This window comes from Acinetobacter sp. AOR43_HL (genome assembly GCF_027854635.1).
Lineage (GTDB): Bacteria > Pseudomonadota > Gammaproteobacteria > Pseudomonadales > Moraxellaceae > Acinetobacter > Acinetobacter pittii.
This window is the reverse complement of sequence record NZ_JAKTHX010000028.1, coordinates 88561-109900: the sequence shown is the minus strand read 5'-3', so window position 1 is coordinate 109900 and position 21340 is coordinate 88561. Positions and strand designations below refer to the sequence as shown.

Annotated in this window: 20 protein-coding genes and 1 pseudogene; 12 read left to right on the top strand and 9 right to left on the bottom strand. The window is 38.8% G+C overall.

Translation table 11 applies throughout. From position 1 onward, the window contains the following. The 5 genes from MKL33_RS11830 to astE all read left to right on the top strand — a co-directional run. The coding region (locus MKL33_RS11830; protein ID WP_270906991.1) for an acetylornithine/succinyldiaminopimelate transaminase at positions 1 to 987 on the top strand (987 nt) is incomplete at its 5' end. 18 nt (positions 988 to 1005) lie between these two features. After that, entirely contained in the window at positions 1006 to 2037 is a 1032-nt protein-coding gene (astA, locus tag MKL33_RS11825) for an arginine N-succinyltransferase (RefSeq protein WP_002116871.1), read from the top strand. Beyond that, positions 2037 to 3506 carry a succinylglutamate-semialdehyde dehydrogenase gene (astD, locus tag MKL33_RS11820; protein WP_270906990.1) on the top strand — a complete coding sequence of 490 codons (1470 nt, stop codon included), beginning with the start codon at positions 2037 to 2039 and terminating at the stop codon, positions 3504 to 3506. The genes astA and astD overlap by 1 nt, the downstream gene beginning before the upstream one ends. Positions 3507 to 3524: 18 nt before the next feature. Further along, a complete protein-coding gene (astB, locus tag MKL33_RS11815) occupies positions 3525 to 4868 on the top strand; it encodes an N-succinylarginine dihydrolase (RefSeq protein ID WP_174725311.1) in 1344 nt (447 codons plus the stop codon). Positions 4869 to 4880: 12 nt separating this feature from the next. Beyond that, the gene (gene astE / locus MKL33_RS11810; protein WP_270906989.1) at positions 4881 to 5855 is read left to right on the top strand and encodes a succinylglutamate desuccinylase; all 975 of its coding nucleotides are present in this window, start codon (positions 4881 to 4883) and stop codon (positions 5853 to 5855) included. A 60-nt stretch (positions 5856 to 5915) separates the two neighbouring features. Here the strand turns inward: astE and MKL33_RS11805 are convergent, their stop codons facing one another. After that, entirely contained in the window at positions 5916 to 6710 is a 795-nt protein-coding gene (locus MKL33_RS11805) for a hypothetical protein (RefSeq protein ID WP_069037051.1), read from the bottom strand. Between the two features lie 586 nt (positions 6711 to 7296). Between MKL33_RS11805 and MKL33_RS11800 the strand changes: the two genes are divergently transcribed. After that, the gene (locus tag MKL33_RS11800) at positions 7297 to 7605 is read left to right on the top strand and encodes a hypothetical protein (RefSeq protein WP_069037050.1); all 309 of its coding nucleotides are present in this window, start codon (positions 7297 to 7299) and stop codon (positions 7603 to 7605) included. 35 nt (positions 7606 to 7640) lie between these two features. Beyond that, positions 7641 to 8996, top strand: a complete 1356-nt coding sequence (locus MKL33_RS11795) for a S8 family peptidase (RefSeq protein WP_199997159.1) — start codon at positions 7641 to 7643, stop codon at positions 8994 to 8996. Positions 8997 to 9099: 103 nt separating this feature from the next. On the opposite strand, the gene MKL33_RS11790 is transcribed toward MKL33_RS11795, so the two are convergent. The 3 genes from MKL33_RS11790 to MKL33_RS11780 form a co-directional block, all read right to left on the bottom strand. Then, entirely contained in the window at positions 9100 to 9534 is a 435-nt protein-coding gene (locus MKL33_RS11790) for a hypothetical protein (protein WP_069037048.1), read from the bottom strand. A 95-nt stretch (positions 9535 to 9629) separates the two neighbouring features. Further along, positions 9630 to 10049, bottom strand: a complete 420-nt coding sequence (locus MKL33_RS11785) for a hypothetical protein (protein WP_005804579.1) — start codon at positions 10047 to 10049, stop codon at positions 9630 to 9632. Positions 10050 to 10196: 147 nt separating this feature from the next. After that, positions 10197 to 11063: a LysR family transcriptional regulator gene (locus tag MKL33_RS11780; protein ID WP_069037047.1), complete on the bottom strand. Its 867-nt coding sequence runs from the start codon at positions 11061 to 11063 to the stop codon at positions 10197 to 10199. 108 nt (positions 11064 to 11171) lie between these two features. Here MKL33_RS11780 and MKL33_RS11775 point away from each other — a divergent pair, with 108 nt between their 5' ends. Together MKL33_RS11775 and MKL33_RS11770 are read left to right on the top strand one after the other, a co-directional pair. Further along, positions 11172 to 12074 carry a DMT family transporter gene (locus MKL33_RS11775; RefSeq protein WP_069037046.1) on the top strand — a complete coding sequence of 301 codons (903 nt, stop codon included), beginning with the start codon at positions 11172 to 11174 and terminating at the stop codon, positions 12072 to 12074. 67 nt (positions 12075 to 12141) lie between these two features. Next, on the top strand, positions 12142 to 12426 hold the full coding sequence (locus MKL33_RS11770; RefSeq protein ID WP_002116836.1) for a YciI family protein: 285 nt from the start codon (positions 12142 to 12144) through the stop codon (positions 12424 to 12426). A 104-nt stretch (positions 12427 to 12530) separates the two neighbouring features. Here MKL33_RS11770 and MKL33_RS20685 read toward each other — a convergent pair. The 5 genes and pseudogenes from MKL33_RS20685 to MKL33_RS11750 form a co-directional block, all read right to left on the bottom strand. Further along, positions 12531 to 12638, bottom strand: a pseudogene (locus tag MKL33_RS20685) (hypothetical protein); the annotation flags it as partial. Between the two features lie 20 nt (positions 12639 to 12658). Further along, entirely contained in the window at positions 12659 to 13132 is a 474-nt protein-coding gene (locus MKL33_RS11765) for a hypothetical protein (protein ID WP_174748788.1), read from the bottom strand. An 85-nt stretch (positions 13133 to 13217) separates the two neighbouring features. Further along, on the bottom strand, positions 13218 to 15287 hold the full coding sequence (gene glyS, locus MKL33_RS11760) for a glycine--tRNA ligase subunit beta (protein WP_270906988.1): 2070 nt from the start codon (positions 15285 to 15287) through the stop codon (positions 13218 to 13220). Next, positions 15287 to 16264 (bottom strand): glycine--tRNA ligase subunit alpha, encoded by a 978-nt coding sequence (gene glyQ / locus MKL33_RS11755; RefSeq protein WP_270906987.1) that lies wholly within the window; start codon positions 16262 to 16264, stop codon positions 15287 to 15289. Before glyQ ends, glyS begins: the two co-directional genes overlap by 1 nt. Before the next feature lie 112 nt (positions 16265 to 16376). After that, positions 16377 to 17843: a hypothetical protein gene (locus MKL33_RS11750; RefSeq protein ID WP_270906986.1), complete on the bottom strand. Its 1467-nt coding sequence runs from the start codon at positions 17841 to 17843 to the stop codon at positions 16377 to 16379. Between the two features lie 171 nt (positions 17844 to 18014). On the opposite strand from MKL33_RS11750, the gene MKL33_RS11745 reads away from it, so the two are divergent. The 3 genes from MKL33_RS11745 (at position 18015) to MKL33_RS11735 (ending at position 21310) form a co-directional block, all read left to right on the top strand. Then, complete coding sequence (locus tag MKL33_RS11745; RefSeq protein WP_270906985.1) at positions 18015 to 19277, top strand: putative DNA modification/repair radical SAM protein; 1263 nt, start codon at positions 18015 to 18017, stop codon at positions 19275 to 19277. A 2-nt stretch (positions 19278 to 19279) separates the two neighbouring features. After that, on the top strand, positions 19280 to 20077 hold the full coding sequence (locus MKL33_RS11740; RefSeq protein WP_270906984.1) for a TIGR03915 family putative DNA repair protein: 798 nt from the start codon (positions 19280 to 19282) through the stop codon (positions 20075 to 20077). 132 nt (positions 20078 to 20209) lie between these two features. Continuing rightward, positions 20210 to 21310, top strand: coding sequence for an HPP family protein (locus MKL33_RS11735; protein WP_060464946.1), 1101 nt, complete (start codon positions 20210 to 20212; stop codon positions 21308 to 21310). The last annotated feature ends 30 nt before the right edge of the window (positions 21311 to 21340 follow it).

Sequence of the window (21340 nt, the reverse complement as noted above, 5' to 3'; positions counted from 1 at the left end):
GGTAACGGTTATACAAATGAACCCGTTCTACGCCTTGCAAAACAACTCACTGAAAATACATTTGCAGACAAGGTTTTCTTCTGTAACTCAGGTGCAGAAGCGAACGAAGCAGCATTAAAACTAGCTCGTAAAGTTGGACTAGACAGCGGTGTTGCTGGTAAAAGTGGCATTGTGGCATTTAACAATGCTTTCCATGGCCGTACCTTATTTACCGTTTCGGCGGGTGGTCAACCTAAATATTCACAAGACTTTGCACCACTTCCGAACGGTATTAATCATGTTGCCTTTAATGATTTAGAAGCTGCAAAAGCGGTCATTAATGAGCAAACTTGTGCAGTTATTGTTGAGCCGATCCAAGGTGAAGGCGGTGTTATTCCTGCTGACATCGAATTTTTAAAAGGCTTAAGAGCACTGTGTGATGAGTTCGGTGCCTTACTTATTTTTGATGAAGTGCAAACTGGTGTTGGCCGTACAGGTGCACTTTATGCCTATATGAACTCTGGTGTTATTCCAGATGTGTTAACGACTGCAAAAGCACTAGGTGGTGGTTTTCCAGTTGGTGCAATGCTAACAACTGATAAATTTGCACCGCATTTTTCTGTCGGTACACATGGTACGACTTATGGTGGTAACCCGTTAGCGAGTGCGGTTGCTGGTGCAGTATTTGAGTTTATTAATACACCTGAAGTACTTGAAGGTGTAAAACATCGTCATCAATATTTCCTAGACGCATTAAATAAATTAAATACTGAGTACCCGATTTTTGAAGAAATTCGTGGTCAAGGCTTACTCATTGGTTGTGTATTAAAAGCTGAGTATGCAGGGAAAGCGAAAGACATTACGACTTGGGCGGGCGAAGAAGGTTTGCTTGCTTTAATCGCGGGACCAAACGTGGTTCGTTTTACACCGTCTCTGATTATTCCTGAACAAGATATTGATGAAGGAATTGCTCGTTTAAAGCGCGCATTGGCAAAGTTGGCTAAATAAAAAAAAGGAAAGCTAGCCATGATGATCGTCCGTCATGCCGAGTTTCGAGACCTTGAAGATATTTATAAATTAGCAGGTAAGTCGGGTGTAGGCCTGACTTCCTTGCCACAAAATATGGATACACTTTCGGCTCGAATTTCACGTACTCGCAATACTTTAAATGGCAATGTCCATAAAAGTGAACAAGGCTATCTGTTTGTTCTTGAAGATACAGAAGCTCAACGTGTTATTGGATTAAGTGCAATTGAAGTTGCTGTAGGGCTCATTGAACCTTGGTACAACTTTCATGTTGGTACTCAAGTACACGCTTCAAAAGCATTAAATGTCTATAAGTCATTACCTACTTTATTTTTAAGTAATGACAGAACAGGTAGTAGCGAACTCTGTACACTATTTTTAGATCCAGAGCGTCGTGAAAACCAAAACGGTAAATTCTTATCGAAAATCCGTTTTATGTTTATCGCTGCCTTTAAGCAATATTTCGAGAAAAAGTTAATTGCTGAAATGCGTGGTTTCTCAGACGAAAATGGATGTTCTCCATTTTGGGATGCGATTGGTCACCATTTCTTTAATATGGATTTTTCAACTGCAGACTATTTGAGTGGAATTGGGCAAAAAGTGTTTATTGCAGAGCTTATGCCACGTTTCCCAGTCTATGTAGATCTCTTGCCAAAAGATGCGCAAGAGGTAATTGGAAAAATGCATCCACAAACTTTACCTGCTTATCATGTGCTTGAGTCGGAAGGCTTACGCTATCAAGGATATGTCGATATTTTTGATGCTGGTCCAACTATTGAAGCCAATATTGATGAATTGCGAGCAGTAAAAGAAAGTCAGTTACTAAACGTCAAAATTACAAGTGAAGCTGCGGTCGGTAAGACCCAATATCTCATTGCCAATGATAATTATCATGACTATAAGGCAATGCTGTTAAAGCTTGATCTTGTTGATAACACAATAAATTTAACACATGAACAAGCTGAAAAACTCGGTGTGCAAGAAGGTCACGTTGTTCGTGTGTTATCACTAAATCCAATGGAAGTATCCTGATGTCAAACTCTTTATTTATAAACGGTGTCTGGTTACAAGGCAGCGGCGCAACATTTGAGAAAACAAACCCGGTTGATAACCAAACTGTATGGTCAGGTGCCGAGGCTACTGCTACTGATGTAGAACAAGCTTGTCAGGCAGCGCGTACTGCATTTCCAGCTTGGGCGCGTTTACCACTTGCAGAGCGTGTAGCGATTGTTGAAAAATTTGCCGCTTTGCTTGAAGAAAATAAAAAGTATTTAGCAGAAGTCATTAGCCAAGAAACCAGTAAGCCATTTTGGGAAACGTTAACTGAAGTTCAATCAATGATTGGCAAAGTTGCGATTTCGATTCGCGCTTACCACCAGCGTACAGGCGAAAGCTCGACTGAAATGGCCGATGGTGTAGCATCTTTACGTCATCGTCCGCATGGTGTGCTTGCAGTTTTTGGCCCATATAACTTCCCGGGCCATCTACCAAATGGGCATATTGTTCCTGCATTGCTTGCTGGCAACACAGTTGTATTTAAACCAAGTGAATTAACGCCTTGGACTGCTGAAGAAACTGTAAAACTTTGGCAACAAGCTGGTCTGCCAAATGGTGTGATGAATTTGGTGCAAGGTGGTCGTACCACGGGCGAAGCATTAGCTGCTTCACATGAAATTGATGGTTTATTGTTTACTGGAAGTGCAAACACTGGTTATCACTTGCATAAGCAAATGGCGGGTGCACCTGAAAAAATTCTTGCGCTTGAAATGGGCGGCAATAATGCATTGATTATTGATGAAATTATCGATGTCGATGCAGTAGTTAATCTTGCTATTCAATCTGCTTTTGTTTCGGCAGGTCAGCGTTGTACATGTGCACGCCGTATCTTGGTAAAAAATGGTGCTGAAGGTGATGCATTTATTCAACGTTTTGTTGAAGTTGCTAAAAACCTAAAAGTTGGCCGTTGGAATGACGAGCAACAACCATTTATGGGGGGGGTAATCTCTTCAGTTGCTGCAACAAACATGATGAATGCTCAGCAAAAGTTACTTGAGCTGGGTGCAAAAAGTTTATTAGCCATGACACGTCCTCAAGAAGACAGCTCATTACTTACTCCGGGTATTGTTGATGTCACAGGCGTGAAAGATATTCCAGATGAAGAATATTTCGGTCCACTTACCACCATTCAACGTTATGACAGTTTTGATGAAGCATTAAAAATTGCTAACGCAACTCGTTTTGGCTTGTCAGTTGGTTTGGTTTCACCAAAACGTGAACTGTTTGATGACTTACTCATTGAAGCACGTGCAGGTATTGTGAATTGGAATAAGCCATTAACTGGTGCTTCAAGTGCCGCACCGTTTGGTGGTGTAGGGGCATCAGGTAATCACCGCGCGAGTGCTTTTTACGCTGCCGACTATTGTGCTTGGCCAATGGCATCACTTGAAAGTGACAGCTTAACCTTACCAGAAAAATTATCTCCAGGGATTGTGTTGCCTTAAACACTAGGGAAGAAAAAAATGAAAGGATATGAAGTAAATTTCGATGGTTTAGTGGGACCAACACATCACTACGCGGGTTTGTCGTTTGGTAATGAAGCATCGACAAAAAACCGTAATAATACCTCGAATCCAAAATTAGCAGCTAAACAAGGTTTGCTAAAGATGAAAGCCTTGGCTGACATGGGAATGAAACAAGGTGTACTTGCTCCACATGAGCGTCCACATGTTCCAATGTTACGCCGTTTAGGTTTTACAGGTGATGACATTAGCGTTGTTGCTCAAGCAATGCGTCATTCACCTGAACTATTGTCATCTTTAAGTTCAGCCTCTCCAATGTGGACTGCCAATGCAGCAACTGTTTCACCTTCTGCAGATAGTCAAGATGAGCGCGTGCATTTTACAGCAGCGAACTTGAACAATAAGTTTCACCGTTCAATTGAAGCTGAAACTACAAGCCAAGTTTTACAAGCAATCTTTAAAAATGAACGCCACTTTGTACACCACGAAGCATTACCACAAGTAGCTTTGTTTGGTGACGAAGGAGCAGCCAATCACAACCGTTTAGGGGGTGATTATGCTAAGCGCGGTGTTCAGGTGTTTGTTTATGGTCAACAACATTTAAATAATGGCTTGCCGGGACCAAAACGCTATCCGGCTCGTCAAACGCGTGAGGCAAGTGAAGCAATTGCACGTTTGCACCGTTTAGATGATGCACATACCGTTTTTGTTCAGCAAAATCCGGATGTAATTGATCAGGGCGTTTTCCATAATGATGTGATCGCGGTAAGTAACCAACAGGTTTTATTCCATCATCAACATGCATTTTTAAATCAAGATCAGGCCTTTGCTGAAATTCGTCAAAAAATGGCAAGCATCGGTGAAGACTTTATTTCAATTGAAGTCCCTGAAAACCGTGTTACCGTTGACGATGCCGTAGCAACCTATTTATTTAATAGCCAAATTTTGACTCGTCCAGATGGTGGAATGACTATTGTTGTACCAGAAGAGTCTCGTCAAAATGCAGCAGTCTGGGGCTATTTAAATGACATGATTCAAATGGGCTCACCAATTGATGCTATTCAGGTATATGACTTACGTGAAAGTATGCGTAATGGTGGTGGTCCAGCTTGTCTACGTTTACGCGTAGCTTTAAACGAAACTGAATTAAATGCTGTAAATCCAAAAGTTCTTATGAATGATCAATTGTTTGGCACACTCAATCAATGGGTTGATAAACATTATCGTGATCGTTTAGCACAAGAAGATCTGGCTGATCCGCATTTGTTAATGGAAAGCCGTATGGCACTTGACGAACTGACCAAAATTCTAGGTTTGGGTTCGGTTTATCCTTTCCAAAAATAATGAGGAGGTGACATGCAAGATTTTCTAGCATTAACCTTACAAGGTGAGCAGCCTACAATTCGCGAAGGAAAACAAAATAATTTTTCTTGGCGTTGGTTGGGTGAAGGACTTCTTGAATGTACGCCAAACGCACAGTACGACAAAGCTGTCGTACTGTCAGCTGGAGTGCATGGTAATGAAACAGCACCAATTGAATTGTTATCTCATCTTTGTACGGATTTATTTGCAGGGCGTTTAAACCTTGCTGTGAGGTTGCTGCTTGTATTGGGTAACCCTTATGCAATGCGTCAAGGCAAACGCTATGTGCATGATGATGTAAATCGAATGTTTTGTGGTGGATATAAAACTCTAGCCGTGACTGAAGAATCAAAGCGTGCTGAAGTTTTAGAGCAAGTTGTCACCAACTTCTTTCAAGAAAGTGCAAGTGACGCTAAACGCTATCACTATGATTTACACACAGCAATTCGTGCTTCATTGTTACCAACGTTTGCTTTATTTCCCTATCAAACGCATGGCTATGATGCTGATTTAACAGCAAGTCTTGAAGCAGCCGATTTAGATGCTTTGGTTTATCACAATGCAGTAGGTAAAACGTTTACACATTTTACGAGTGAGAATTTTAAAGCTGCGAGCGCAACGTTAGAGTTAGGCAAAGCCTTACCATTTGGGCAAAATGACTTGAGCCAATTTGCAGCAATTGATGAAGTTATTCGTAATGTAGTTTCTGAGCAAGCCTTGCCGCTACGCAATAAAACAAAAATTCGAGTCTTTAAAGTGTCTGATTCTTTAATTAAAAAAGATGAAGATTTTAAGATGAATTTATCAGCTGAAGCTCCGAATTTTTCGACTTTTACCAAAGGTGAAATCATTGCAACTCAACCTTCTGGTAATTATGTAGTTGAGCAAGATCAGGTCTGGATTTTATTTCCAAACCCAAATGTGAAGCTTGGTTTGCGTGCAGGCTTAGTTTTAACTGAAACGAGTTGAATACTTAATTTTTGAGAAATAAAAAAGGGCAATTAATTGCCCTTTTTTATTTATAATGGATTAGTTATTACCGAAAAGACCTTTAATAAAAGATTTCTTTTCAGCTTTTTGTGTAGACGCTTGAGCACCAGCATTTACGTTTGCATTTGCATTAATACCAGCAACATTAACACCAACGTTTACACCTGTTTGAGCGTTAACTCCATGAGCTGGTTGAGCTGCATTTAATTTTGCTTGAGCATCAGCTTTAGTGTCAGCTACAAACTCTTTTTGCTCAGCTTGGTTTTGAGCTACACGAGTTTTTACAGCATCTACATGCGCTTGAGCATTAGCTTGTTTTTCAGCAGTAAATTCTTTTTGGTCTGCTTGTTTTTCTGTAACTTTAGCTTTTACAGCATCAATACCTGCTTTTGTATCAGCTTTCGCTTCAACTGCTAGGTTTTTAGTACCGTTTGCAGCTTTAGTCGCTACATTTTTAGTACCTGTTACTGCTTCGGTAGCAAAATGTTTAGTACCAGTTGCGGCTTTAGTTGCTACATTTTTAGTACCTGTCGCAGCTTCGGCAGCAAAATGTTTTGTACCATTTGCAGCTTTAGAAGAAAGTTCAGTCACTTTTCCTGTTGTTTTTTTTGTTGCTTTAACTGTAGTGTCAGCCGCTACATGACCAGCATGCTTTGCTGAGCTACCCACAGTATGTGCAGTATTTTTGACTGTATTGGCTACGCCACTAACAAGACCACCCGGTTGTACATTTACTTGAGCAGAAGCACCTGCATTAACGCCCGCACTTTGTGCAAAAATAGAGGCAGAAGCAAGAACACTTGCAGTAACGATAGCTGTTTTCATCATTTTCATTGCGATATCCTTCAAAGAATATACCCTTTTAGTGAGGTATTTCATAAACGCAAACGAATCATAGCCAAGGCAATATAGTCTTGTGAACTGTCTTCATCAAAATGTTACAACAGTGTTACGTTGAGTAAACAGACTAGGGATAAATTGTGAAGATTAATAAAAATTAATAATAAAGTGAAAAAGAACATTTATTTGTTAGATATTCTAATTAGACTCTCTTGTTTTTCCTTTTTTAAAAAATATCCTTTAATTTTTTCTCTTTCGGTTTTTCTCGACTTGTCCTTTATATCTTTAAATGTGATGTGAATCTAATTATTTATTAGAGGAAACGGCATAATTATTGCTTATTATGAGAATGGAGTGCTTTTTTAGCACTTTTTTGAACCATATTCTGCCAGAAATATAAATGTACAGGGCAGAACTGTATTTTTGCTTATTCGGGAAAAGGTACTTTAGCTTTTCTCAGGTTTGTATATTTCATGAAATAGAAATTTCACATGAAATATATTGAAAGAAATAGCGCTTTATTTCGAATAATCAAAAATAAAAATAGATATCTATAAACAAAAAAACAGAGATATGACAGATGAAAATTATTGCTTCCCTTCTTGTATTGGTCGGCTTGATCGCCGTTGTTCTCTATCTTAAGCCAACAAGTGGTGCATCTGATGTGTTCAATTCTGCTTTACATGAGTCGAATTCGCCACAACCAGACACCACGTCCTTTCTTTCTAAACTTAAGGAGCCTACTCAACCTAAAAATCTATCTCAACATTCAACTCATCCTCAATCGGTATCAGCTGATACCGTTCCTTTTTATGACACAAAAAGTGATCTTTCTATTCAACCGATTGATCCAGAAAAAGATCCAGCAAATGAAATAAAAGCGAAATAAGCAAATTGTTAGTTGAAAAACTACGGAGAAAAATAATGCAAAGCAAAACGTTATTTCTATTAGGTCTATGTACGATATTAAGTACAACTGCATCCGCTCTTCCTTTAGATTCTAAAGGTGCTAAACAGCGGTTAAATCAAGCAGCAAAACAAAAAGTATTTCAGAGCAAAATCGATTTGGATGCCTTGGTCAATAATGATTCGAATGATTTAATCGTCGAATACAATATTCCTTCGGTGAGTGTGCCTTCTGGTTTAGAGCGGCGGAGTTATATTGCAACAAATAAAAAGAATATACAGGCAAGGTTTAACCGTGCTGGTGGTGTCCAAGTACTTAGGGACTACAATAATTTACCTTTAGCTTTCTATCGAATTAGTAATCGCGAAGCTTTGGTGACTTTATTAAATGATCCAAATGTTAAAGCGGTTTATCCGAACCGTATTAACCAGACTACGACCAATGAAAGTTTACCTTTAATTAATCAACCACAAGCCAATACCAATGGTTTTACGGGTGAAGGCTCTAGTGTGGCAGTAATTGATACAGGTGTGAATTATCTTCATTCTGATTTTGGCTGTACGGCAGTAAATACACCATCAAGCACATGTCGAGTGGTTTATTCATTTGATAGTGCACCAGATGATGGCGCTTTAGATGATGATGGGCATGGGAGTAATGTTTCAGGCATCGTATCTAAGGTTGCTACCAAAACCAAAATTATAGGTATTGATGTCTTTAGAAAGGTCAGATCCCAAGGTAAATGGGTAAGCACAGCTTATGATAGTGATATCCTCGCAGGGATTAACTGGGCTGTAAATAATGCACAAACCTATAATATTAAAGCAGTTAACTTAAGCCTTGGCGTACCAGGTGTTAAATATACCTCGGAGTGTAGTGATAGCAGTTATGGAACTGCATTTGCCAATGCACGAGCTGCTGGTGTGGTGCCTGTAGTCGCTTCAGGTAATGATGCATTTTCAGATGGAATTTCATCTCCTGCCTGTGTTGCTGGTGCAGTAAGAGTAGGGGCTGTTTATGATAGTAATATTGGTGGTGTGTCATGGGGGAACCCAGTGAAATGTTCGGACCCAACCACAGCGGCAGATAAGGTAGCGTGCTTTAGTAATGGTGGTAGTCTTGTGACCTTATTAGCACCAGGAGCAATGATCACGGCGGGTGGTTATACCATGGGCGGTACATCTCAAGCGACACCACATGTGGCAGGTGCAATTGCTTTGTTACGAGCGAATAGCGTGAGTCCAACAGAAAGTATTGATCAAACCATCAGCCGTTTAAAAACGACAGGTAAACCAATTACTGACCCAAGAACGGGATTGGTTTTCCCTCGTATTGATTTACTGGCAGCAACAAATGGTTTGACTATTAATTAAATAGCTTATTTATAATTTTTTAAATTAGGTCCAAGAAATTTATAAATGGCTATAACCCGTTGCAAAGGGTAACTTCTGCAACGGGTTTTTTTATGGATAAGTATTAATTACACTTTGCTAGATTCGCTGGATTAAAGTTGCTTTGGAGTTTCTTGAAATTATTCTGAATTTCTGGATCTTGAATATTAAAAGTCGTTGAACTTTTGGTTGTAGATTTGGTTGCCTGATTTAATATGCCTGATTCATCAGGATATTGCATAGTCGAAGAGGTCGCTGAAATCAGACCATTATTATTAAAAGTCCAGTGTTCAGTTACATGTCCGCCTCCTAAATAGCCAGTAAATTCAATCATACAAGCCTGTTTATCTTGTTTAATGAGCTTGGCTACATTACCTGTAGTAGAGGGATAAGCCTCGATATTCGTATCTTGTTCTAAAACTTGTGCTTGAGAATAAGATGAAGAAGGAGGTGTAGAGGTCGCACATGCAGTTAATGCTAAGCAGCATAGTGTTGAAAAGAGGAGTTTTTGACTATTCATAAGGCAGATTCCTAGCTTTCTTATAGTTAATGACATTATTTCTAGATAAATATCTGTGTTTATAAGCGCGCGAAGTTATCGCGCTATCCAAAAAATTAGTTAGCTGCTGTGCTCGATTTACTTAATTCACCTTGCTCGATCGGGATATTTTCACCATTTCGGCTACTGGTAATATTTTGTTTGGCTTGTTCTATTTTCTGTTCAGTAAATACTTTGGCTGTATCTGCCTTTTGTTGAACGACTTCTGCTTTTTCAGCAGTAAATTCTTTGGTGTTTTGCCATTTCTCACTAATTTTATTCGATGTTTTTTCAGAAGCACCTTGAATAGAGTTTCCTAAATTTTGTATGCCTTTGCCTGTTTTATATAACAGTACGCGCCCTAAGCTAGGATTGTCACCATAAGGTTGTGTTTTGGGTGTTGTTTCAACAACTTGTTGTGGCTGTGTTGTTTCTGCAAATAAGGTTGATGAAGCCAATATAGAACTTGCAACGCATAACACTTGTAAGGTTTTCATATGGATCAATCTCCCCAACCAGAATCAAAAGATGAAGTGGTGATCTTACTGTTAAAAATAAAGCTTGTACTGCAATGAGATAAAACCCATACGATTTGATTACGATAAATCATCATTTAATGGCGCTAAACCAATCATTGCAATAATTCATAAACTAAATTCAGTCTTAATCAATTCTATAAACATGTCTCTAGCTTTATGGTTACTCACATTTTTGTGCCAGAAAAAGTGGTTCTGCATAAAAGCAAGATATTCAAATTTATAACTTTGGATATGGGCCAAATTTTTATATTGCTCATAAATACTTTTAGGCACTAACGCTACCCCTGAGCCTGCACTGACACAGCCAATAATCGTGGCATAGCTAGTAATGCTGGTAATAGGAAGAGAGATATTCTTCAGTTTAAGCCATTCTTCAAGGGCTGCACGGTAAGGACAGCCTTCCGTCCACATAAAAATTTCTTTACCAATCAGGTCTTCTTGGCAATGAATCTCTCCCAAAGAATGAGATGCAATTAAGACCATATCTTCTTGGTAAATACTGAGTTTATTGAGCATCGGAAATTCAATATTGCCCGCAACAATCGCACCATCAAGTTTATGTTGAGAAATATCGACTAATAGCTGTTTCCATGTACCTGTAATAATTTGAATGGAAACCTCTGGAAAACGTTGATGATATTTCGCAAGTAAGTTGGGTAGGCGAGTTGTGGCAGAAGATTCAATCGCCCCAATTTTTAATGGGCCACAGGGTGGAGCATCAGGGTGAATACTACGTTTTGCTTCATCGCACAGCGCTAAAATTTTATGGCAATAATTAAGAAAGATTTCCCCAGAGGGAGTGAGTTTTAAACTTTTTCCTTCCCGATAAAACAGCGGTGCGCCTAGTTCTTCTTCGAGTTGTTTAATGCGCGTTGTGATATTGGATGGTACACAATGTAGTTGCATTGATGCCTTAGCCATTGTTCCGCATTCAACCACGGTCTGAAACATTTTTAACTGTGCGATATCCATGTTTTATCATTCACTTTTAATGAATATTTGACTCAATATAAGTTAATTTTATTCAACTATCCATGCGCATATGATGAAAGAGTTCCATTTCATTAGTGCAGATTTAACATGGCAATTTCTCTTGCTGCCGAAACCCAGCCTCCCGCATTTAAGCTCTATTTATGTATTGCTGTGACCGTCTTTTGTTGGGGCTATTCACCTATTGGCGTACATAGTGCTTTGCATTCATATACACCGCAGCATATTGCGTTGCTTCGCTTTTTGATCGCATCGGTTTTTTTACTGCTTTTGGTCATGAAAAAAGGCATTCAGCCTTTAAAGTGGAAAGATGCTCCTGCGCTTGCTGTATTAGGTTTGTTCTCTGTGACGCTGCATCATCTGCTTATCAATACAGGGCAGCAATATGTGACTGCGGTTGCCTCTAGTATTTTGAGCCAATCTATTCCGTTATTTACCTTTATTATTTCAGCTTTGCTTTTTAAGGAACAAATCAATTTCAAGCAATGGTTATGTATTTTATTGGGACTTTGCGGCGCCGTGTTGGTGGTCAGTGGAGATCATGGTTTTGGTGTACCGAGTCCTTATAGTTTATTGATTGTTTTGGCTGCAATTGCATGGGGTCTCTACTTTAATTTATATAAGAAATTTGCTTTAAATTATGATGCTTTGAGCATGATGTGCTACATCATTTGGTTCGGAACCATTCCTTTACTATTTTATAGTACTCATTTACCCCATGAAATTTTACATGCTACTTGGCAAGCCAATATGTCTATAGTTTTGTTGGGTATTTTCCCAAGTGCGATGGCTTATGTACTTTGGGGCTATGTTCTTAAAAATATGCCGTTAACAATTGCATCGAATTTTTTATATTGTTCGCCGATTGTCGCGATGATTTTGGCAGTTGTTTTCTTAAATGAAAAACCGTCAATAATGGTGCTGTTAGGTGGGGTGATTATTGTAGGGAGTTTAGTATGGATGAATTGGGGGAATAGGCGTACTATCGAATAATCTATAGATCATTAAACTATCTATAGACTAATGCTATGTCATACGCTACTTGCTTTAAGAGAATAAGATGATTGTTGTTACTTTGACCTATAAAAAACCATTAGCCGAAGTTGATGCTGTATTGAAAGAACATATTGCATTTTTAGATCATTACTATGAGCAAAAGAAGTTTTTAGCGTCGGGGCGCCGAGAAAATAGAGTAGGTGGGGTAATTTTAGTTCTAAGCTCTTCGATTCAAGAAGCTGAAGAAATTATGAAAAATGATCCGTTTTATATTCATGATGTGGCCGATTATGATTTTATGTGGTTTGAGCCATCGAAAAGTTTAGAAGAAATTAAAGATTTTGTTTAACTCAAAAAAATAAAGGGATCTATAAAAGATCCCTTTATTTCATAATAAGCTAATTAACCCTGCAACACACTCACATCAGCAACAGCAGTATACAATTTACGTAACTAAGCCAATAAACGTAAACAGTTTGCTTTTAAGTCAGCATCATCTGCCATTACCATTACACCATCAAAGAAGGTATTGTTAAGTACGCAAAGCATTACAAGCTTAGAATCTTTACTTAAACCATTTTCTAAAGCTCTGGCAAAAAGAAGAACAGCACAATAGCTCCAAAAATTCCGCTTAAGATCAGCCAGTCTTTTTGACGCATATCTGCAAGGCGAATCACCGAAAGATAAACACTGCTGAAAAAAACCAAAACAAAAACCAGCAAAACTAGCGGATTATTGAAGAAGAATTTACTGATGCCAAATAGTACGAAAATAATGCTACTAGAAACCCAATACAGCAGAGCCAAAATAAATTTGTTCACTGATAAATTACGAACAGAACGATCTAAACGAGGCAGAGTTACAGCTAGCATAATCAGCCCTGCAAAACCGCCTAGAATAGAGATAATCATAAAGAACAGGCCGCTCATATCTGGTTTGGTCTTTATATGAGGATATACTTTCCATAGGCCATAACCGATTACCAGTAAAAGGGTGTGGCAAAGAACAAGATAAGCATCTATACGATAAAAATTTTTAATTGAAGTGGTATTCATTATGATGACTGCGGATTTATTTTTAATATTAAAAAACCCCACTAATCTATAGAGGGGTTCTCATTAATTTACAACTAATAAAGGCTTAGCCCTGCAACACACTCACATCAGCTACAGCGGTAAACAAGTTACGTAACTGAGCCAATAAACGTAAACGGTTTGCTTTTAGGTCAGCATCATCTGCCATTACCATTACGCCATCAAAGAATGCATCAATCGGCGCGCGAAGTGCTGCAAGCTTAGAAAGGGCAGCTGTGTAATCTTTTGCTGCAAGTAATGGTTCAACCACAGGTGTCACTGCTTGAAGTTCAGCAAATAATGCTTTTTCAGCGTCTTCAACCAAGTTTGCTTCAACTACAGAACCTTCAGGTGTTGCTTCTTTTGCAAGAATATTAGCAACACGTTTGTTTGCAGCAGCAAGTGCAGCAGCTTCAGGTAATGTGCGGAAGTGGTTAACAGCATTTACGCGCTTGTCAAAATCGAGTGGAGATTTTGGTGCAAGTGCTTGAACCGCTTGAAGTACGTCAACAGCAACACCTTGGTCTTCGTACTTAGCACGATAACGACCTTCCAAGAATGCAACCGCGTCAGCACGAGTTTTGTCGTGGTCTTTAACGATATCGCCATAACCTTGAAGTGCAAGATTCACTAATTCTTCAATCGTTACATCTAATTCATTTTCAATGATTAAACGTAAGATACCAATTGCTGAACGGCGAAGAGCAAACGGGTCTTTAGAACCTGTAGGCGCTTGTCCAATACCGAAAATACCAACAAGCGTATCTAAACGGTCAGAAAGGGCAATGGTTGTACCTGTTTTGGTTTTAGGTAAAACATCACCCGCAAATTTTGGTAAATATTGCTCACCTAAAGCTTCTGAAACTTCAGTGTTTTCACCTTCAATACGTGCGTAGTAAGTACCCGCAATACCTTGAAGTTCTGGGAATTCACCAACAAGCTCAGAGGTTAAGTCGCATTTAGCAAGTAATGCAGCTTTTTCAGCATCAGCTGGGTTTGCACCAGTGATTGAAGATAATGCAACTGCAAGTTTTGCAATACGTGTTGATTTGTCCCAAAGCGTACCAAGTTGTGCTTGGAATACCATGTTTGCTAGTTTTTCTTTACGAGATGCAAGCGGTTGCTTTTGATCTTGTAAGAAGAAGAACTCAGCATCAGACAAACGAGGGCGAACAACTTTTTCGTTACCTTCAATAATTTGAGTCGGATCTTTAGACTCAATATTTGAAACAGTAATGAAGTAAGGCTGTAATTTACCGTCGCTATTGATCAAACAGAAATACTTCTGGTTGTCTTGCATTGTCGTAATAAGAGCTTCTTGAGGAACAGCTAAGTAGCGTTCTTCAAAGGTTGCACGTAAAGCTACAGGCCATTCAACCAGACTTGTTACTTCATCAAGTAAGTCAGCCGGAACAATCGCAGTCGCGTTAACTTCATCAGCTAGCTTTTTCACTTGTTCTTGAATAGTTGCTTGACGCTTTTCAAAGTTCGCAACAACATACGCTTTTTCTAAAGCAGCTAAATAGTCATTTGCATGCGCTAAAGTCACAGCTTCTGGTGCATGGAAACGGTGGCCATAAGTCACATTACCAGCTTTGTGATCTTGAATCGTTGCGTCAACAATTTGATCGTCTTTGAGTAAAAGAACCCATTTCACTGGACGTACAAATTCGGTACGGCTTGCCGCAGAACGCATACGCTTAGCAATTGGTAAATTGTCTAGCGCAGTTTGTAAAATCTGTGGAAGTAAAGCATCAAGGCTTTGACCTTTTACATCTTTTAAATAGCAAACTTTTTCAACTTTACCTGCTTGGAAAGTAGAAAGCTGATCAACTGTAATACCTTGACCACGCATAAAGCCTTCAAGTGCTTTAGTTGGTTTGCCTTCTGCATCGTAAGCCGCTTGAATAGCAGGGCCATCAAAACGTTTTTGTGTATCCGCTTGAGCAGCATCGATATCAACAATTTTAAGCGCTAAACGACGTGGGGCTGCATAAGCTTCAATTGATACGAAGTTTAAGCCCGCATCTTTTAAGCCTTTTACCGTTTCTGCCTGTAATGCATCACGTAAAGTTTTTAAGCTTTTTGGTGGAAGCTCTTCACAGCCAAGTTCGAATAAAACAGTATGTTTGCTCATTAGTTTTTCTCCGCCTTTGCTGCTTCACTTTCAGCTTGTGCTTTTAGCTGTGCCAATACTTCATCACGCAAGTGTGGTTCTGCCATTGGGAAGCCAAGCTCTGCACGTGCTTGTACATAACTTTGTGCAATAGCACGCGCTAAAGTACGTACACGTAAAATGTAACGTTGACGCTCAGTCACAGAAATTGCGCCACGTGCATCAAGTAAGTTAAAGGTATGAGATGCTTTAACAACTTGCTCATAAGCAGGAAGAGAAAGTTTTGCTTCAATTAAACGGTTTGCTTCTGATTCGTAAAAATCAAATAGTTCAAATAGTTTTTCAACTGGAGCGTATTCAAAGTTATAAGTCGATTGTTCAACTTCATTTTGATGGAATACGTCGCCGTAAGTTACAGTACCAAATTGGCCTTTAGTCCAAACAAGGTCATAAACCGAGTCAACACCTTGTAGGTACATCGCAAGACGTTCTAAACCGTAAGTGATTTCACCTGTTACTGGGTAACATTCAACACCACCGACTTGTTGGAAGTAAGTGAACTGAGTCACTTCCATACCGTTAAGCCAAACTTCCCAACCTAAGCCCCAAGCACCAAGCGTCGGAGATTCCCAGTTGTCTTCTACGAAACGGATGTCGTGAGTAAGCGTATCAATCCCGATTGCTTTTAGAGAATCAAGATAAAGCTGTTGGATGTTCTCTGGATTTGGCTTAAGCACCACTTGGAATTGGTAGTAGTGTTGCAAACGGTTCGGGTTTTCACCATAGCGACCATCTTTTGGACGACGTGAAGGTTGAACGTATGCAGCATTCCAAGTCTCAGGCCCTAAAGCACGTAAGAATGTTGCGGTGTGGAATGTTCCAGCGCCCATTTCCATATCGTAAGGTTGTAATACGACGCAGCCTTGTTCGGCCCAATAGTTTTGTAGGGCAAGAATTAAACCCTGAAATGTATCAATGTGCGAGATGGCGCGACTCATGTAGCATCCACGAATTTATGAGAAAAATTGCCCCTAAGTATAAGGATTTTGTGGGGGAGTGGCAAAGGTTATCCATTAAAGTATTGGGCGAGTATTAATTTAAAAAAGCATGCTAGTCAGGTAGTTTTTCATTGAATGTTGAAAAAAACCAATTCTGGTATTCTGAAGTGTTTCTCAAAATTTTAAGTTCGTTGTTTGCTAAGAAACCCTCTTTACGTTCTAGAGCTGCATCTTTAGGGAAGCTTTGTAGCTCAGATAATGCTAAGTCAACTTTCTGACTGATACAGTACAACCGGATAATTTGGAAGCGTAGGGTTGGGCTAGCATCCTTGTAGATATGAGCTTCTTGTACGGCGTACTCAATCTCTTCTTTTAAATTATTAATATCTTTAGTAATTTGATATTTTCTACATAATCCATAACAGTAAGTTTCTAAAATATCTGTAATTTTGTGTTCTTCATATTGTTGTTTAACTAAACTAATATTTTGATCTAAAGTTTCTAACTTTGGATTATCCTCAATAATAAAATTGTACATACATGTTAGTACTTGATTTAATATAGTTTCAATATTTTTTATATTTTGAAGTTTTTTTATATTTGGATCATTTGATAATAAATTAATATATTGTTCTATTAGGTTTTTATAAATGATCCCTCTTTGATACTTGGCTGAGTAAAAGTTTATTTCATTTAAATATCTTTTTAATTCTGCTTCTGGGCTTTCAATAAAGTCTAAGCTACACCCTAAAAGCTCAGCAATTTCCATAAATGTTTCATCTGCATCACATCCATAAATTACTTTGGACTCTTCATCATTTTCCAAGAAATGATGGCTCTCCTTTTGAAGGATTTGATTACCATATTCTAACCAGTATATCCAATTATTATATGGGCGCAGCTCATTTAAAGCGTGCATTAGAGGATCATTCTCACCGCTATAACCAGCAACAACCCAAGTTTTATTACAGCCTGTTGAGCGTACGATTTGAGTTAAAGTTTCTTTATGTGCTTCAAGTTGATCTGTAGTATTTCGCTGAACAAATCCAACATGTTGCCCATTTAAATAGACAATACTTGGGTCGTGTAAAAGCTCAGCATTGACTTTACCCATAGCACCTAAATCATAAATAGCGGGAAAGGGATACATACCAACCATGTAACAAGCATGGATCAAAAGAGGATCGAAATTTACAGTCAATACTCGGCTGAAATAGCCTTGTTTTAAGAGTTCTGCAATCGCAATATGTGCGAAGTTAAGTTTTGCTTTTTTTATTCCTTTTTTATCATTTCCTTCAATAAACCATCTAAAAAGCTCTTTACGTTTAACATTAGAGAGCTTAGTCATAATATCATTATATTGGAGTCGATTTATGTCTTGCTGTGCGAGTTCTTGCTCTTCTTGAGTAAAGTAGTTAGGAAAGTTCTCAATAGCAATTTTCATCAGTTTCTGTGCAGGAGGAATTCCAGCAGACACAGAAATACCAGCGCCTACTAATAAAATTGCACCGCCCTCACTCTTTGCATCTTCAAGTGAAGCAGCAAGATGCTTAAGGAGTTCTTCTTTGTTTTGTTCCATTGTTCGATATTTAATCTTTTGAATTTTTAGTAATTATATCTGATTTAATAAACAGTACTAGCTTGAGCAGAATTAAAACGTCACCTCATGACGCCGAGCGTACTCTGCTGGATTAAATTTAAGAATGCAAAATGATATTTTTTAAACGATGCCATAAATGAGTCGTTTGATATGTCTGATCGCATTCGAGAAAAACTACAGATTCTTGCTGATGCTGCTAAATATGATGTGTCTTGTTCATCAAGTGGCAGTGACCGTAAAAATAAAGATAAAGGTTTGGGAGATGCCAGCCATTCAGGAATTTGCCATAGCTATACTGAAGATGGCCGCTGTGTATCTCTCTTAAAAATTCTATTTAGTAATGTATGTATTTTTGATTGCGCCTACTGTGTTTCACGCCGTTCCAATGACGTCCAACGTGCAGCATTTACGGTGCAAGAGGTTGTAGATTTAACCATTAATTTTTATCGCCGTAATTATATCGAAGGCTTATTTTTAAGCTCAGGCATTTTTAAATCGGCAGATCACACGATGGAGCGTATGCTTCAAGTCGTAAAGAAGCTGCGCCTTGAAGAAAACTTTAATGGCTATATTCATCTAAAAACCATTCCGGGGGCATCTCCTGAACTGATTCATGAAGCAGGTTTATATGCTGACCGGATGAGTATTAATTTAGAGATGCCGACCGAAATTGGTCTAAAAACTTTTGCACCAGAAAAATCACATCAGGAAGTTCAAAAAGATTTAGGTTTGGTCCGTGATAGACTGATTCAGCTTAAAGATGAACGGCAAATCATTAAGCATGTACCGAAATATGTACCGGCAGGGCAGACCACACAAATGGTAGTGGGGGCCCATCAAGAGTCAGACCAAGATGTATTGTTTATGGCAGACAAGCATTACAAAGAATTTAAACTCAAGCGCGTCTATTTTTCTGGCTATATCCCAATTAATAATGAAAATAATTACTTACCCGCAGTAGGTTCTGCACCGCCATTACTTCGTGAAAACCGACTCTATCAAAGCGATTGGTTGATGCGTTTTTATGGTTTTGAGGTTAATGAAATCGTCAATGAAAAACACCCAAACTTAGATCTTGATGTAGACCCGAAATTAAGCTGGGCTTTAAGGCATCCTGAAAAGTTTCCAGTAGATTTAAATCGTGCCGATTATCAAATGATTTTGCGTGTGCCGGGCATTGGGGTGAAATCGGCCAAGAAAATTGTACAGGCTCGTCGTTTTGGAAAAATCCATATCGATTTATTAAAAAAACTCGGCGTAGCCTATCAGCGTGCAAAATTCTTTATTCGCTGCGAAGACAGTCCAAAATTCCAAAAAGAACTATCATCAAGTTTTATTCGGCAGCAGATTTTAACGCAGGGATCTTCGAAATATGTGCAGCAACTCTCGCCACAATTAAGCCTTGGGTTTTAGCCATGTTTAATGATGAAGTAGCTTACTATTTTGATGGTTCGATGGCTGGGCTGCTGAGCTGTGTTTTTCGTGCATTTCAATTTAAAGAATTACAGGTCAGGCTTTGCTTGAATGATGCGGCTCAACATGGCTTATTTGCCGATAAAATTGAGGTTGAAAATAACGAACGGCATGCTGAACGTGTTTGGTCAGCGCTACAAAAAAAGCTTTCATCTTCTTCGTTAAAACAATTTTATTTTGCCTCTTTATCTGAATCTTTAGACGCCTATCAGCACTTATTTGATTATTGTATCTATGTGTTTACTAGCCATGTTTCCATTGAAAAAGATTATTCAAATCCTAGTGTTTTAGCGATTGCGCAGTGGACGAAAAAAGTCGGGCGAGAGAAACATCGGATGGAAGCTTTTATTCGGTTTAAGAAAACCAAGGATGAACTTTTTTTAAGTTTAGTGCGTCCTGATTTTAATGTTTTACCGCTTATTCAGCCACATTTTAAACGGCGCTATCAAGATCAGCGTTGGCTTATTTATGACGAGCAACGCAAGTTCGGGCTTTATTATGATTTATGTGAAATACATGAAGTTTTACTCGAAGCCTCTGAGGTTGACCGCAATTTAAAAAATGGGATGAGTCAAAGCTTTCAGCTTGAGCTTGATGAGCAGGAAGTTTTATATGATCAGCTTTGGAAGGATTATTTTAACAGTGTAAATATTACTGAACGCCAGAATATAAAACTTCATGTGCAATATTTGCCGAAGCGGTATTGGCGTTATTTAAATGAAAAATTGATGGAATATTAAAGTTTTAAAATCATAAAGAATAATTCAGCCAGTTTTCTTATTGTTGAAAGGTATAATTTAAATGCACTTTATGTGGCTTTGGGCGTATACTTTTGCCCGTTATAAATGACGGCATATCCCCTAAGGTGTACTGTGAGTGTTATACAGCGAGAATGGTTACAGATTTTAAAGCCAAATTTTAAGGTTTTACCCTTAAAAGAACGGTTACTTTGCGGTATTGGAGCGTTGTGTGGTTTAGCAATTTCCTCCTTAATTAGCTGGTATGTTCTCGGGGGAATTAATGCATGGTACATCGCCCCAATGGGTGCCTCATCTGTTCTTCTTTTTGCTGTGCCGACCAGTCCTTTGGCCCAACCATGGAATGTAATTGTTGGTAATACCTTAGCCGGCATAATTGGCGTTGCCTGTGCACAGTGGATTCCTGATTTAACTACAGCTTTTAGTGTGGCTGTGGGTTTTGCTATATTTTTAATGATGACTACCGACTCTTTGCACCCACCGAGTGGTGCAGTCGCAATTACGGCTGTGTTGGGCGGTGCTGCAATTCATAAATTAGGCTTTTATTTTATTTTTTATCCAGTTTTACTCAATTCGTTCCTTTTACTTGGGTTTGCTGTTTTCTTTAATCGATTGATTGGGCGACATTATCCGGTTACCGCGCATTTAAATGAACGTAGTAAAGACCCAACGCCAACTCAAAAAGTATCAATTCAGCCGAAAGATATTGAGTATGCATTAGGGCATCACACTGAACTTTTAGATATTAGCCAATACGACTTAGAAAAAATCATTTTAGAAGCTCAGGAACATGCCAATGAGCGTATGGTAAATCAATATATCTGTCAGGATATTATGAGCCGTGATGTGATTAAACTACATGAAGATGACGATATTCATCAGGCACTCGATAAGTTTAAACAAGTGAACTTAATGAGCCTCCCTGTAGTAAATGCAGAAAACCATTTGGTCGGAACTTTAGCGTTATATGAAGTCGTAGAGTGGTTTAAAGGTGCAGCCGACCCAAGGAATTCTTGGCAGCATTATGTAAAACAAATCATGAGCCGTAGAGTGGTTACCGTACTGCCAACTCAACCTATTCAAGATTTGGTGCCATACTTTGTTGAAAAGTCTTTTAATTACATTCCTGTTGTTGAAGATCGTAAGCTTATAGGAATGATTAGCCGTGCAGATATGATTGCTGCATTACAGCAACAGTTAAATCGAAAGCTATAATTTTTAGAATAAAAAAAGCTACGGTTGATT